Origin of the sequence: Lutibacter sp. A80 (genome assembly GCF_022429645.1) — a bacterium.
In the GTDB taxonomy this organism is placed as follows: Bacteria; Bacteroidota; Bacteroidia; order Flavobacteriales; family Flavobacteriaceae; genus Lutibacter.
Genome location: NZ_CP092480.1, coordinates 1,425,849 through 1,442,386 on the forward strand (window position 1 = coordinate 1,425,849; position 16,538 = coordinate 1,442,386).

The window sequence follows — 16,538 nt, forward strand, 5'->3', positions numbered from 1 at the left end:
TTACCATTGATATAAAAATAATTTTTTTTTAGTGTTAATAGCTAATTTTTCGACCAATAACATCTAATTATAGACCAAAGATTTACACAAGTTACAGCTTAAAAATTTTTGATAAAAAAATATGATTATTTAATAATTTTAAACACCTTTGTTAAACCAATTTATGTTTTTTTTATTAAAAATTCATATTAAAATTGCCAAAAGTCCTAATACTGCACCTAATGAATAAAAGAATTTTAATAGCAATAATTACCTCTTTATACTTTACACTGCCATCTATTTCTCAGAATAAAAACAGGATTCTTAACAAAAGAAAAATACAGCCTAATGTTATAATTGTAATTACAGACGATCAAGGTTATGGTGATATTGCCGCTCATGGCAACAAGCTTATTAAGACACCTGCTATGGATAAATTACATGATGAATCTATACGATTAACCGATTTTCATGTAGGTCCAACGTGTGCACCATCTCGATCAGGACTTTTAACTGGTAGATACGCAAACCGCGTAGGTGTATGGCATACTATTGGAGGCGTTTCTATACTTCGAGAAAAAGAAGTTACCATAGCTCAGGTTTTTAAAGATAATGGATATGAAACTGGAATGTTTGGTAAATGGCACTTGGGCGACACCTACCCTTCTCGACCACAAGATAAAGGTTTTAAATATACTGTAAACCATGGTGGTGGTGGTGTGGGACAAACTCCTGATTATTGGGGAAATGATTATTTTGACGACACATATTTTAAAAATGGAGTTCCTACTAAATACAATGGTTATTGTACAGATGTTTGGTTTGATGAAGCTATAAGTTATATTGAAACAACTAAAGACAAACCATTCTTTTGCTACATTTCAACCAATGCTCCTCACAGCCCATTTAATGTTCCAGAACCATATTACAACTTATATAAAGATTTAGATATTCCAGAATTTCAAAAGATTTTTTACGGAATGATTACCAATATAGATGATAATTTAACCAAGTTACAAAAGAAATTAAAAGCATTAAATATTCTAAACAATACCATCATTATATTTATGACAGATAATGGTACTGCTTCTGGATATAGATCTGTTGATGGTAAACTGTATGGTTTTAATGCTGGAATGAAAGGAACAAAGAATAGCGAATACGAGGGCGGACACAGAGTCCCTTTTTTTATTCGCTATCCAAATGGAAAAATTGAAGGAGGATTAGATATTGACGCACTTACTGCCAATATAGATATTTTACCTACGCTAGCTTCTTTATGTCAATTAGATTTACCAAATTTAAAACTTGATGGAACGGATATATCTTCTTTATTTTTTAATAAAAACGCAACACTTAACAGAGATTATGTAATAACAGACTCTCAACGCCTTCAAGAACCTATAAAATGGAAAAAAAGTGCTGTAATGTCTAACAAAATGCGCTTGATTAACGGTAAAGAACTATATGATATCTCCACAGATCCAGCACAAACCAAAGATCTTGCAAATGAACAACCTGAGGTTGTAAATAAAATGAGAGGTTACTATAATGAATGGTGGAACTCCGTATCTGAAGAATTTAATCAATACCCTGTTATTATTGTAGGCTCGGATAAACAAAACCCCACTACAATAACCTGTCACGACGAACATATTAGTGATTCAAAAATACCTTGGAACCAAAACTTTATTAGGTCTGGAAAACACAACCCATATGGAGGAACGTTTACTGTAGCTTTTGAACAAAGCGGTACGTATAAAATAGAAATTAGTAGATGGCCTTTTGAATCTGATTTAACTATTAATGCTTCTGTAGAAGGTAGGGAAAAAACTATTTCAACTGGAGCTATAAGTGAAGGTGTAGTTAAAAACTTTATAAAAGGTACGCTTAAAATTGGAGCATGGAAAGAAACTAAAGAAGTATTACCAAATGACAAATTCGTTACTTTCAAAGGTAATTTCACTAAAGGAAAAACAAATCTTAGCGCTTGGTTTACAAATAAAGAAGCTATAGACTGGGGTGCATTCTATATAAGAATTACTAGAGAATCTAAAAAAACAGTTCTAATTAATTAATCCAGAAAAAGTTAATAACTCATAACACCCAACCTTACTATTATAAAAAAAATTTATTAATAACCATAAAAGTAAATAAAAAACAACTTTTTAGTAAAATATACTAAAATGAAAAAATATGGTGTTTTTTAAAAATTTTATAACAATTTGGATTAAACTTAAAACACCTTAATTTTAACATTATTTAATATTTTGATAAACTTAATATAATAAGGTGTTATCATTTTCTTTTATTATAAAAAAGACCTAACTCCAATATTGGTTTTAAACCTAATTTACAAATTCTCACTCCTCATTAATAATAAAGAAATACAAGAACCTTTAAACTAAACATCCTTAACTATTAATTACCTGAGTATTAAAACTCTAAAAAAACCAAAAAGTTTCCTACAAAAAAAATCATTTATACCCTCTATAATATAAATTTTACTAATTATTATAGTTTATAAGCCTTTTTCTATCGAAGATGAGCTGTTATTCGTCGAATAATTTAACTTTTTAGAAATATTAATATTTAAATTTAACATAAAATTAAGATGTTATTTTAATGTATTAATATGGTAAATTAATGTTACAAACTTAAATCCTAAAAAATTTCGAGAACACAATAAACACCCTAAATAAATAATTAATTAACTAACACACATCCTATGAAAATTAAATTAAGTAGTTCCCTTTTTGATTTTAGAAAAGGGTTATTAACTCTCATTATGAGAACCTTTATTTTTTTATGTGTCACAACAATGTTTGGTTTTACATCAGACATAGGCTATGAAAACACAGAAGGTAGTTTTGTTCAAAAAAAGCAAATTACGGGTACTGTTAAAGACAGTAACGGACAACCTCTTCCAGGTGTAAATATACTGGAAAAAGGTACAAGCAATGGTGTATTATCAGATTTTAATGGTAATTATACTTTAGAGGTATTAAATGAAAATGCAACTTTAGTTTTTTCATTTATGGGGTTTAAAACAAAAGAAGTTCTAGTTAAAGACCAAATAACTATAAATGTAACTTTAATAGAAGATGTATCTAATCTTGACGAAGTAGTTATAGTTGGTTATGGTACAAGAAAAAAATCAAGCGTAACATCAGCAGTTGCACAAGTAAGTGCAGAAACATTTGAAAATAGAGCTATTGCAAATGTATCTACTGGTTTACAAGGAGCTGTTACTGGGCTTCAAATTACCAATACTACAAGTGGTGGTGAACCTGGTGCTACACAAAGCATTAACATTAGAGGGTTAATGACTTCTACAGGCTCAAGTATTAGCAATGCAGGTCCATTAGTACTTGTAGATGGAGCTGTAATGGATATAAACGACATCAACCCCGAAGATATTGAAACAGTTTCTGTTTTAAAAGATGCAGCAGCAGCTTCTATTTATGGTTCTAGAGCAGCTGGAGGTGCTGTTTTAATCACTACTAAAAGTGGTAAAAATATGGATGGTGGTATGAAAATCACTTATTCTAACAACTTCTCATTTTCTACATATACAAAATGGCCTAATCAAACAGACGCATTAACTTATACAACGGTAATGAATGAAGCTGGCTTCAACAATACTGGTCGTGAAAATGTTTTTTTCAGTGAAGATGCTATTAGTAGAATAGAACAAAATATTGCTAATCCTGGAAGTGCGCCAACATTGGTTACTAAAAATAATGGTTTAGATTGGGATGTAGGTAGTGGAGGTCTTTATGCTAGTGGTAATACTAATTGGAGAGATTTTCTTTTCGATGATTTTGCTTTAAAAACTAAGCACAATCTAAGTTTTAGAGGAGGAACTGAAAAATTAAATTATTACATTTCAACAGGTGCTTACTCTGAAGATGGATTATTTAAAGTGGCTGAAAACTTTTTTAACAGATATAATATAGATGCTAAAATAGCTGCAAAACCAACAGAATGGTTAAGATTTGAACTTTTAACAAAGTTGCAAAGAAGTGACGCTGAGTTCCCTTGGGATCCTAATTATGGTCGAGGCCGTGTTTTTGACCAGTTATCTAAACTAAAACCAACTATGCCTACTGTTGACCCTATTTATGGTGAACCACTTGCTGGTGCTTATTACCCTCAATGGGAGCACTCAAATGAAGTAAATACAAATAACCAATTAGTTTTACTTCCTAGAGTTAGTATAGAACCTATTAAAGATTGGTTTATTAATTTAGAATACAACTACAAAACAAACAATAATAAAACAATTTATTCTACTTCCGAATATGAAACTATACGTCCAAATGGAGACACACAAGTTATAATTTCAAAAGATCAAACTCGTGTAACTCCTACATTGTATACCAATGACTATTGGTCTCCAAACTTATACACTAGCTATCATAAAACTATTGGCGAACATAATTTTGATGCTACAGTAGGTTACCAAAGTGAACGCTATAATGTTTATAACTTAAGTGCAAACGCTTATGGTTTATTATCCGATGGTGTTACTTCAATATCAACAGCCGTAGGAGATCAAACAGTTACCGACGGTATCTCTCACTGGTCTACAGAAAGTGTATTTGGTAGATTTGGTTATAATTATAAAGAAAAATACATAGGTAGGGTAACCTACCGTAGAGACGGATCTTCAAGGTTCGAGCCAGGTAATAGATGGGCTGGTTTTCCTTCATTCGAATTAGGGTATAATATAGCAAAAGAAGATTTTTGGCCAATTGAAGACATAAGTATGTTTAAGCTTCGTGCTAGTAGTGGTTCTTTAGGTAATCAAAATGTAAGTAATTACCTATATGTACCAAGAATTCCAATTTCAAATGGTTTCTACCTATTCAATGGTGAAAGAGAATATACTGCAAACGTACCTAACTTAACTAGTATTAACCTTACTTGGGAAACTGTAAAAACGAAAGATATTGGTATTGATGTTATAGCATTAAACAATAGACTAAATTTCTCTTTTGACTGGTATCGTTCAGATATTGAAGATATGTCTACTACAGGTGCTTCATTACCTGCAGTACTTGGAACAAGTTCCCCTCTAATAAATGCAGGTATTACACGTACTCAAGGATGGGAAGCCGAAGTAAGTTGGCAAGAATCATTAGGTGATTTTAGATATAACGTTAGAGCCACATTATCAGACTATAAACAAACCATCGTAGAATTTCCAAATGAAACAGAATTACTATCAGACTTATATGCTGGTAGAGACCTTGGAGAAATATGGGGGTTAACTTGGGAAGGTTGGTTTACTAGTGACCAAGAAGCTTTAGATAGAGAATCTGTTGTAAACCAAAGATGGGTACACAACAGTCAATTTGGAGAAGGAGATACCAAATATGCTGATTTAAATAATGATGGTTATATAAATAATGGTTCTAACACATTGGATGACCATGGTGATATAAGTATAATAGGAAACTCAACACCTAGATATCAATATGGAATTACCCTTGGTGCTAGCTATAAAGGTATAGATTTTAATATGTTTATACAGGGTATTGGAAAAAGAGATTACTCTCCTTTAGCTGGAAATCTAAAAAAGCAATTTTTAGGCCCAATGCAAGGATCATTCCACTCTAATGTATATGTAGAACATTTAGATTATTATAGACCTGAAGATACAGACAGTCCTTTAGGAGCTAATACTGATTCATATTTTCCAAGACCTTACGCTGTAAATGGTGGTAAAAACAATAGAAATTTTAAAACTCACGTAGATCGTTATATTCAAAATGCAGCTTATACTAGGTTAAAAACAATCCAACTTGGATTTACAATTCCTAAAAAAATAACAGATAAGTATAAAATAGATAGATTTAGAATATTTGTTACAGGTGAAAATTTACTAACAATTTCTGACCTTAAATTTTATGACCCAGAAGCATTACAAGGAACATTTAGTGGAGGGGTTTCCTATCCTTTATCTAAAACTTTTTCTACAGGAGTTAATATTTCATTTTAAAATTTAATTTATGATAATTATGAAAAAAATATTTTATATTCTAACAATATACTCGGCAGTCTTAATGGTGTCGTGTGACAAAGATATATTAGATAGAACACCTCTAGATGAAATATCTGAACCAGAATTTTGGAAAACCACAAGTGATTTAGAATTGTATGCAAACTCTTTTTACAATAAATTACCTGGATGGTCTGGTGTAGGTTTTGGTAGTGCTCAAATGCCTGACGTTGGTACAGATTTAGGGTTAGGTACAGGCATTTCTTCAAGATTGCATGGAAGCCAAGGTATTCCAAGCTCAAGTACTAATTCACTTTGGAGCTGGGATGAAGTAAGACAAGCTAATTACTTCATATCTAATGTTTCTAAAGCGGAAGGCTTAGAAACAGAAATCAATCAATTTACAGGTGAAGGTTATTTCTTTAGAGCTTATTTTTATTACGATTTACTAAAAAAATATGGTGATTTACCTATTTATAAAGAGTATTTCGATAATTTAAATACCGATGCTTTATACCAAGCCAAATCACCAAGAAATGAAGTTGCAGATTTTATACTTGCAGATTTAGATATGGCTATTTCACTTCTAAAAACAAAGGGAGAACTTTCTACACCTCGTGTAAATAAAGAAGCTGCTCAATTATTAAAAGCAACAATTGCTCTTTATGAAGGTACCTGGGAAAAATACCATAACGGAACAAGCTTTGGTGTAACGGGTTCTGATGGTAGCACCTATTTACAACAAGCTGCCAATACAGCTAAAGAGCTTATAGATGGAGGAACAAGAAGTTTAAACCCTACTTATGGCGAATTATTTAATCAAACAAACCTTAGCACTAATAGCGAAGTTATTCTTTGGAGAGAATATGATTATGTTGGCCTAGGAAATTCTTTTGGTAATGATGCACAAGTTCAATGGCCTAACAATTTTTCTTTTTCACTAAGTGCCATACGCAGTTATTTAGCCCTAGATGGTTTACCTACAGCAGTTAGCTCTTTAGATACAGATGATAAAATGTTAGCTAATATTGAAACGAACAGAGACCCTAGACTTGCTCAAACTTTAATGGTTCCTGGCGATATTACTGTTGTTAATATTGATGGCTCTATGCTATATTGGGAAGAACCTACTGTAGGAAAAAGTGTAGGAGCTTATGAATCTCAAAAATACAGAATTGTTGAATTAGACGCTTCTACTAATGACTATAGCAGAAATACAGCAAAAATTCTTATGAGATATAGTGAAGCATTACTTATTTATGCTGAAGCTAAAGCTGAATTAGGAACTATTACACAGGCGGATTTAGACCTTACAATAAATAAATTACGAGAAAGAGCTGGTTTTGATTTTGCTGCATATCCAACAGCAAAACTTACTTTAAACCCTTTAACTGACCCTAATTGGCCAGATTATGGATATTCATTATCAAATTTACTTCAAGAAATAAGAAGAGAAAGAACTGTTGAATTAATGAATGAAGGGTTTAGAACTGCTGACTTAATGCGATGGAGAGCACATAATCTTTTTGTAGGTGTACAACAAAGACCAAAAGGTGCTTATTACGAAGATTTAATTATTGAAGTTGCAGGTAACCTTAACACAGATTCTGAAGGATACCTAGACCCTTATGCCGTAGACTTAGCCAATGGTTACGGGTTTAACCCTGAACGCGATTATTTGCTTGCAATACCATCAGAAGAATTGGTATTAAACCCTAACTTAACACAAAATCCTGGTTGGGAATAATTATTAGTTTAGTTTATAAATTGCTCAAAATTAGATTGTATGTATTATCTTTTGAATAAAACAAAAATCTGATTTTGGGCTTTTTTTTACCTATCTACTATTAACTAAATACTACTTAACTGTATTTCTAAACAAGCAAATAAAATAAACTTACTATAGAAACTGAGATATAATTAAGCAGCACAATTTAACTTTTGCCAAAATTTTAAAAAAAAATTTAAAATTTGTTTTCATTAAATAAAAACATAACTTTACATACCACAACAGAACAGATCGTTTAAATGAAAGAAAAAATAATATTTAACATTATACATACTAGTGATATTCCAAAATATCAACAACTAGTGAATGCTGTTAATAATGCCATTGCCAATAATGAAATATCTATTGGTGATTTACTACCTTCTGTAAATAGTATTTGTAAAACTCATAAACTCTCTAGAGATACTGTTTTTAAAGCATATTCAATTTTAAAAGAACAACAAATTATAGAATCTGTTCCTAATAAAGGATATTATGTAGCTAGTAAAACAAAAAAAATATTACTTGTTTTAGATACATTTAAAGCTTACAAAGAAGTTTTATATCATTCCTTTATAAAAAATCTACCAAATAATATTATTACAGATGTACAATTTCATCATTATAACATAAACAATTTTAAAACCATTATAAATAACAGTATTGGTAATTATTACAAATATGTAGTAATGGGATTTAACTCTAAAGAAGTCCCAAAAGTTTTATCCAAAATTAACAATGATAAATTATTATTAATAGATTGGAATATTCATGCTAAACCAGAAAATAATTATGTTTTTCAAGATTTTGGAGAGTCTTTTTATAATGCATTAAAAAAAGCTACCCTATTATTTAAAAAATATAAAGAAGTTAATTTTTTATACCCAACATTTACAAATCACCCAATAGAAACCGTTACCTTTTTTAAGAAATATTGCAAAAAACATCAATTTAAATATAACATTATTACCGACCCAAAAGAAATTAACTTTAAAAAAGAATGTGCATATATAAGCGTAAGTGATAGAGTTTTAGGAGTGTTTTTAGAACAATGTAGAAATAAAAACTTTGAACCTGGAGTAGATATCGGATTTCTATCGTACAACGAAACTCCGATGAAAAAGTTTATCTACAAAGGCATTTCGGTAGTTTCAACAGATTTTAAAGAAATGGGAATAAAAGCAGCTGAATTTATTACAGAAGACAAACAAATACAAGAATATATAGCAACAGAATTAATAGTAAGAGAATCATTATAAAATTATGTATTACATCGGATTTGATTTAGGAAGTTCGTCAATTAAAGCAGCTTTAATTGAAGCAAGTACAGGGAAATCTATTGGGGTTACTCAATATCCAGAAAAAGAAATGACCATTATAGCAGAACAAACTGGTTGGGCTGAACAAGACCCAAATTTATGGTGGAAAAACATTTGTAAAGTAACTCAAAAATTATTGGCTCAAACAGGAGTTTCTTCAAACAAAATAAAAGGAATTGGTATTGCTTATCAAATGCACGGATTAGTGGTTGTTGATAAAAATAAACAAGTATTAAGACCTTCAATTATCTGGTGCGATAGTAGAGCTGTAGAAATTGGAAATACTACTTTTAAAGGTATTGGAGAAGATAAATGTGTTTCAAATTTATTAAACTCACCCGGAAACTTCACACTTTCAAAATTAAAATGGGTAAAAGAAAATGAACCTAAAATTTTTGAAAAAATTGATAAATTATTATTACCAGGAGATTTTATAGCATTAAAATTAACTGATGAGGCAACTACCACAATTTCTGGACTTTCAGAAGGAATTATGTGGGATTTTAAACAAAATAAACCTGCAGATTGGTTATTTAATTATATGGGAATTAGTATCGATTTAATTCCAACAATTGTTCCAACCTTCGCAAACCAAGGAACAGTAACAAAAAAAGCTTCAAAAGAAATTGGTTTACCTGAAGGGATTCCAGTATTATACAGAGCTGGAGACCAACCAAACAACGCAATGTCGTTAAACGCTTTTAACCCTGGTGAAATAGCAGCTACTGGAGGTACATCAGGAGTTGTGTATGCTATTACAGATAGCACTACCACCAGAGAAAGTATTAGAATTAACAATTTTGCGCATGTAAATTACTCTAAAAAACAACCTAGAATTGGAAAGTTATTAAACATTAATGGTGCAGGAATTCAATATAGTTGGATGAAAAAAAATATTGCAGCATCAACCGATTCTTATAATGATATGAACAACCTAGCAGCTTCCGTACCTGTTGGATCCGAAGGTTTAAGAATTTTACCCTACGGAAATGGAGCAGAACGTATGCTAAATAATACGAATAAAGGAGCGAGCTTTTTCAACTTAAATTTCAACAAACATAATAAGGCTCATTTATTAAGAGCTGCGCTTGAAGGCATCGCATTTTCATTTGTAAACGGTATAGATATTTTAAAAAATGATGGTGTAGAACTTTCGGCCATTAGAGCAGGAAATGATAATTTATTTAGATCAGAAATATTTTCAAATACCATTGCAACATTAGTTAATACAGATATTAATATTATAGATACTACTGGAGCTATTGGAGCAGCACGTGCTGCTGGTGTTAGTAAAGGTGATTTTAAAACATTGGATGAAGCTTTTTCAGACAATGAACACGTAATGACATATCATCCTTTGAAAGACAAAAAAATATATACCGATGTATATGACGTTTGGAAACAAGATTTAGAAAAACAATATAATAAATAACAAAATTAAATATTACAAAAAATGGCAATTTTAGGAAACAAAGAATACTTTCAAGGTATTGGAGAAGTTAAATTTGAAGGAAAAGAATCAGACAATCCATTTGCATTTAAATATTACAATCCAGATCAGGTTGTAGCAGGAAAAACAATGCGCGAGCATTTTAAATTTGCAATAGCATATTGGCATACATTCTGTGGACAAGGAGGAGATCCATTTGGACCAGGAACACAAAGTTTTGCTTGGGATAAAGCTACAGACCCAATGCAAGCAGCAAAAGATAAAGCAGATGCAGCTTTTGAATTTATCACTAAAATAGGATTCGATTATTTTTGTTTTCACGATTATGATTTAGTTCAAGAAGGTGCAACCTTTGCAGAATCTGAAAAAAGATTAGCTACAATTACCGAATATATTAAAGATAAACAAGCAGCATCTGGTGTTAAATTATTATGGGGTACTGCAAACTGTTTTTCTAACCCACGTTATATGAATGGTGCTTCAACAAATCCAGACTTTGATGTTTTAGCAAGAGCAGGAGGACAAATTAAATTGGCAATGGATGCTACAATCAAATTAGGTGGTGAAAACTACGTTTTTTGGGGAGGTAGAGAAGGTTATATGTCTTTATTAAATACTAATATGGGAAGAGAATTAGACCATATGGGAGAGTTTTTAAGAATGGCCAGAGACTATGCACGTTCACAAGGTTTTAAAGGAAACTTTTTAATTGAACCAAAACCAATGGAGCCAATGAAACATCAATACGATTTTGATACTGCTACAGCCATTGGATTTTTAAGAGAACAAGGTTTAGATAAAGATTTTAAAATAAATATTGAAGTAAATCACGCAACTTTAGCACAACACACTTTTCAACACGAAATAGCAACTGCAGCAAAAGCTGGTATGTTAGGAAGTTTAGATGCAAACCGTGGAGATTATCAAAACGGATGGGATACAGACCAATTTCCAAATAATATTCAAGAAACTACAGAAGCAATGTTGGTGTTTTTAAAAGCAGGAGGCTTACAAGGCGGTGGTGTAAATTTTGATGCAAAAATTAGAAGAAATTCAACAGATTTAGAAGATATATTTTATGCTCATATTGGAGGAGCAGACACTTTTGCAAGAGCTTTACTAATTGCTGATAAAATTATTACTTCTTCTCCTTATAATAAATTAAGAACTGAACGTTATGCTTCGTTTGATGCAGGAAATGGAAAAGCTTTTGAAGAAGGAAAACTTTCTATGAACGATTTATATAAAATTGCACAAGAAAACGGAGAGTTATCACTAAAAAGTGGTAAACAAGAGTTGTTTGAAAATATTATAAATCAATATATCTAAAATAAAAATAAGCGTGTTGAAATTTTCAATACGCTTATTTTTCAAAATTTAAACCAAACCATATGAAACCATCAAATTCAATCTATTTATTAAAACTAACTATCGTAGCAACACTTGGAGGATTGCTATTTGGTTATGATACCGCAGTAATATCAGGAACGGTAAGTTCTTTAGAAAGTTTTTTTGTATTACCCTTTGGTTTAGGAGAAATGGAGGCAAACGCCCGATTGGGATTTGTAGTTTCAAGTGCACTTATTGGATGTGTAATTGGAGGAGTTTTAGGAGGATTAGTCAGTAAAAAATTAGGTCGTAAAAATGGATTGATTTTAGCTGCCTCTTTATTTTTATTCTCAGCTATTGGGTCTGCAATGCCTGAAATGCTACTAAAACCTATTGGTGATGGCGACCATACATTTATTTATATTTTTATAGTTTATAGAATTATTGGAGGTATAGGAGTTGGATTAGCATCTATGTTATCTCCTTTATATATTGCAGAAATAGCACCTGCCAAAAGTAGAGGTAAATTAGTTTCAATGAATCAATTTGCCATTATATTTGGTATGTTAGTTGTATATTTTGTAAACTATTACATTTCAAGACAAGGAGACGATACTTGGTTAAATTTAGTAGGTTGGAGATGGATGTTTGCTTCAGAAGTAATTCCAGCAAGTTTATTTTTAATTATGCTGTTCTTTGTACCAGATACTCCAAGATCTTTAATGTTAAAATCGAAACCTGAAAAAGCGTTAAAAGTTTTAATAAAAGTAAATGGTGTTGAAGAAGGAAAGAAAATATTGGCTGAAATTCAAAATACAGTTGAAAGTCATTCTGGCAAATTGTTTTCTTTTGGAATTACTGTAATTGTTATTGGTATATTACTTTCAATTTTCCAACAGTTTGTTGGTATTAACGTGGTATTATATTACGCTCCAGAAATTTTTAAAAGTATGGGTTCTGGAACCGATACAGCTTTGTTACAAACAATAATAGTTGGTGCTGTTAATTTATTATTTACAGTATTAGCAATTTTAACTGTGGATAAATATGGAAGAAAACCATTAATGATTGTTGGAGCAGCTGGTATGGCAATATCAATGTTTGCATTAGGTACAACCTTTTTTATGGAATCCGTTGGAATAGGCGCATTAATATTTATGTTAATTTATGTAGCAAGTTTTGCAATGAGTTGGGGACCTGTTTGTTGGGTGTTATTGTCTGAGATTTTTCCGAATAAAATTCGTGGAAAAGCGTTAGCAGTTGCCGTAGCAGCGCAATGGATTTCTAATTATTTAGTTTCTTGGACATTCCCAATGATGGATAAAAACACGTATTTATTAGAAAAATTCAATCACGGTTTTGCCTATTGGATTTACGGTGTAATGGGCGTATTGGCAATGGTGTTGGTTTGGAAATTTGTTCCAGAAACAAAAGGAAAAACTTTAGAAGAAATGGAGAAAATTTGGTTGAAAAAATAGTTTTCTAAAAAAACTCCTCAAAATTGAGGAGTTTTTTAGACGTATAAACTATAGTACTGTTAATTTAATCCTTAGTAAAACTGGTCTTTTCTTTAAAAAAGAAACTCTTAATTTAGTCTAAAATTACAATATCTAATTCTTTTTTACTTATAAAAGCAAAAAAAAACCTCAACGAAAGTTGAGGTTTTAAATATTTTTAATCTAAAATATTACTTTTTAAATTTAGCATATTTAGATTTGAACTTGTCAATACGTCCTGCAGTATCTATTAATTTAGATTTACCAGTGTAGAAAGGATGTGAACTCCTTGAAATTTCTAATTTTACTAAAGGATATTCAACACCATCTACATCTAAAGTTTCTTTAGTATTTACTGTTGAACGAGTTAAAAATACATCATCATTAGACATATCTTTAAATGCTACCATTCTATAATTTTCTGGGTGTATACCTTTTCTCATCGTAAACTCGTTTTAATGCTGTTTTTATTTTTAAGACTGCAAATTTAACTATATTTTTGAAACTTCAAACAAATAATTTATTTTATTTACATAAAAATTATAAATATTTAAACAAAGTTATGAAATATAGGTCAATATTAGTTTTTTTAGCTGTTCTTTTTTTAGTTTCTTGTAAAAGTGAGTACAAATTTATTTTAAATAGTCCTCAAAAAATACAAAGTAATCAAGAACTAACTATTTCAATATCAGAAAAAGGTAACAAGCCAATAGATTCAGTTCACTTTTCAATCGGTTCTAAAAAAATTGAAAGTAACAACAACACTTCTTCAACTATAAAAGTTAACGATTTTAAATTAGGAAAACACACTGTTACTGCCATTGTATTTTTTGAAGGTAAAACAAAAAAAATAACAAAACCTGTTTATTTTATGGCAGATTCATCTCCTGAAATTTATACTTATAAAATTATAAATACTTACCCACACGATAAAAATGCGTTTACACAAGGATTGGAGTATTATAATGGTTTTTTATATGAAGGAACAGGTCGTAAAGGTCAATCTTACATTAGAAAAGTTGAATTAGAGACTGGTAAAGTACTTCAACAAAAAGATTTAGATGCAAAGTATTTTGGTGAAGGTGTTACAATTTTAAATAACAAAATTCATCAATTAACTTGGCAAGGTGGTATTGGTATTGTGTATGATTTAGATACTTTTGAAAAAGAAAAAGAATTTAAGTATACCAAAAGCCTTCAAGGTTGGGGTTTTGCAAATAATGGTAAACAATTATTAAAAACAGATGGTACAGAACGTATTTGGTTTTTAAATCCTGAAACTTTTATAGAGGAAAGTTATATAGAAGCTTACACCAATAAAAGAAAAGTTGAAAACCTTAACGAATTAGAATATATTAATGGATTGATTTATGCCAATATTTGGCAACAAAACTCAATTTTAATTATAAATCCAAAAAATGGAAAAGTTGAAGGTGTTGCAGATTTAGATGGTTTAAAAACAGAAATTTTAAAAGAACAAAACCTAGTTGATAGCGATGAGGTTTTAAATGGAATTGCGTACGACAAAGAAAATAATCGCTTATTTGTAACAGGTAAACATTGGGCTAAATTATTTGAAATTGAATTGATAAAAAAATAGGTTCTTTAAATTATTATATTTTTTAAAACAAAATTAATGCGTTATTTCATATCTTTTTTAATTATAGCAACCTTACTAATTACAGCTTCTTGTAGAAAAGACTTTGGCGCAGATTTAAGTACTGGAAATTTATCTTTTTCTAAAGATACTGTGTTTTTAGACACCGTTTTTACTAATATTGGCTCAAGTACCTATAATTTAAAAGTATATAATAAAAGTAACAAAAACATCTACGTGCCTTCAATAAAATTAGGTTATGCAGAAAATTCTAGTTACAGATTAAATGTTGACGGTGTTTCAGGTAAAGTTTTTGAAGATATCGAGATTTTAGCAAAAGACAGTATTTATATTTTTATTGAAACTACTATTAACTACAATCAAATTACAAGCCCAATTTATCAAGATGAAATTATTTTTGATACTGGAGAAAATTTACAAAAAGTCTCTTTAATAACATTGGTAAAAGATGCTCATTTTTTATACCCTTCAAAAAATGCGAACGGTTTAACCGAAACCATTACAACAGGTTTAGATTCTAATGGAGAAGCTATTAAAATTAATGGTTTTTATTTAGATAACAACACCACTTTTACCAACCAAAAACCATATGTAATTTACGGCTATTGCGCAGTTCCAGAAAATAAAACACTAACAATAGAAGCTGGTGCTAATATTTATTTTCATTCAAATTCTGGAATTATTATCAATAAAAATGCTACTTTAATTGTTGAAGGTGAACTAAATAACCAAGTAACATTTAAAGGAGATAGATTAGAATCTGAATTTAATAATATTCCAGGACAATGGGGAGCAATTTGGCTGCGTGCTGGCAGTAAAAATAATGTAATAAGTAATGTAACTATAAAAAATGCAACTGCAGGAATTATTGTAGATTCCATTGGAAGCAACAACGCTCCTACTTTAACTATAAAAAACACCCAAATTTACAATAGCGCAAACTATGGTATTTTAGCTAGAGAAACCAATATTGAGGGTGAAAATTTAGTAATAAATAATAGCGGACAAGCTTCTTTAGCTTGTACTATTGGCGGAACTTATAATTTTACACATGCCACTTTTACAAATTTCTGGAATACTAGTTTACGCCAATACCCAAGTGTATTAATCAATAATTATTATACATATATCAGCAACAGTGGAGAGCAAATTACTGAAACTAAAGATTTACATGCTGCAAACTTTACAAATTGTATTATTGATGGTAATTCTAATATTGAATTAATTTTAGATAAAGTTGAAGGAAGTATATTTAACTATTCATTTAAAAACAATTTAATAAAATTTAATGATTACAATCAAAGTTATAAAGACATCATTCAATATGATTTTGAAAACACAAATCACTATGAAAATAACATTTTAAATGGCAATTCAGACTTTAAATCTACCAATAGTAATCAATTAATTATTGGCGAAAATTCCGATGCAATTAAAAATGCAAACCTCCAAGGAAGCGCTCTAGTCCCTTACGATATTTTAGGTGAACTAAGAACTTCTCCGTCAGATATTGGAGCGTACCAACATATTAATTTTAATTAAAACAATATCCCTTTTTTTAATTGATATTTT

At 30.3% G+C, this 16,538-nt stretch carries 10 protein-coding genes; 9 read left to right on the forward strand and 1 reads right to left on the reverse strand.

Translation table 11 applies throughout. The annotated features are described in order from the left end of the window. Positions 1–221 precede the first annotated feature (221 nt). The 7 genes from MHL31_RS06210 to xylE all read left to right on the forward strand — a co-directional run bounded on the left by MHL31_RS06210 (position 222) and on the right by xylE (position 13,330). On the forward strand, positions 222–2,057 hold the full coding sequence (locus MHL31_RS06210) for an arylsulfatase (protein ID WP_240228209.1): 1,836 nt from the start codon (positions 222–224) through the stop codon (positions 2,055–2,057). 650 nt (positions 2,058–2,707) lie between these two features. After that, positions 2,708–5,986: a TonB-dependent receptor gene (locus tag MHL31_RS06215; protein ID WP_240228211.1), complete on the forward strand. Its 3,279-nt coding sequence runs from the start codon at positions 2,708–2,710 to the stop codon at positions 5,984–5,986. A gap of 19 nt (positions 5,987–6,005) precedes the next feature. Further along, positions 6,006–7,733 carry a RagB/SusD family nutrient uptake outer membrane protein gene (locus MHL31_RS06220; RefSeq protein ID WP_240228213.1) on the forward strand — a complete coding sequence of 576 codons (1,728 nt, stop codon included), beginning with the start codon at positions 6,006–6,008 and terminating at the stop codon, positions 7,731–7,733. 281 nt (positions 7,734–8,014) lie between these two features. Next, positions 8,015–9,013, forward strand: a complete 999-nt coding sequence (locus MHL31_RS06225) for a GntR family transcriptional regulator (RefSeq protein ID WP_240228215.1) — start codon at positions 8,015–8,017, stop codon at positions 9,011–9,013. Positions 9,014–9,017: 4 nt separating this feature from the next. After that, positions 9,018–10,505 (forward strand): xylulokinase, encoded by a 1,488-nt coding sequence (locus tag MHL31_RS06230; RefSeq protein ID WP_240228216.1) that lies wholly within the window; start codon positions 9,018–9,020, stop codon positions 10,503–10,505. Positions 10,506–10,526: 21 nt separating this feature from the next. Then, complete coding sequence (gene xylA / locus MHL31_RS06235) at positions 10,527–11,852, forward strand: xylose isomerase (RefSeq protein WP_240228218.1); 1,326 nt, start codon at positions 10,527–10,529, stop codon at positions 11,850–11,852. Between the two features lie 62 nt (positions 11,853–11,914). After that, the gene (gene xylE / locus MHL31_RS06240) at positions 11,915–13,330 is read left to right on the forward strand and encodes a D-xylose transporter XylE (RefSeq protein WP_240228220.1); all 1,416 of its coding nucleotides are present in this window, start codon (positions 11,915–11,917) and stop codon (positions 13,328–13,330) included. A 209-nt stretch (positions 13,331–13,539) separates the two neighbouring features. Here the strand turns inward: xylE and MHL31_RS06245 are convergent, their stop codons facing one another. Next, positions 13,540–13,791 (reverse strand): type B 50S ribosomal protein L31, encoded by a 252-nt coding sequence (locus tag MHL31_RS06245; RefSeq protein ID WP_240228222.1) that lies wholly within the window; start codon positions 13,789–13,791, stop codon positions 13,540–13,542. A 119-nt stretch (positions 13,792–13,910) separates the two neighbouring features. On the opposite strand from MHL31_RS06245, the gene MHL31_RS06250 reads away from it, so the two are divergent. Together MHL31_RS06250 and MHL31_RS06255 are read left to right on the forward strand one after the other, a co-directional pair. Then, complete coding sequence (locus tag MHL31_RS06250) at positions 13,911–14,948, forward strand: glutaminyl-peptide cyclotransferase (RefSeq protein WP_240228223.1); 1,038 nt, start codon at positions 13,911–13,913, stop codon at positions 14,946–14,948. Positions 14,949–14,984: 36 nt separating this feature from the next. Next, entirely contained in the window at positions 14,985–16,508 is a 1,524-nt protein-coding gene (locus MHL31_RS06255; RefSeq protein WP_240228224.1) for a hypothetical protein, read from the forward strand. Positions 16,509–16,538: the final 30 nt, after the last annotated feature.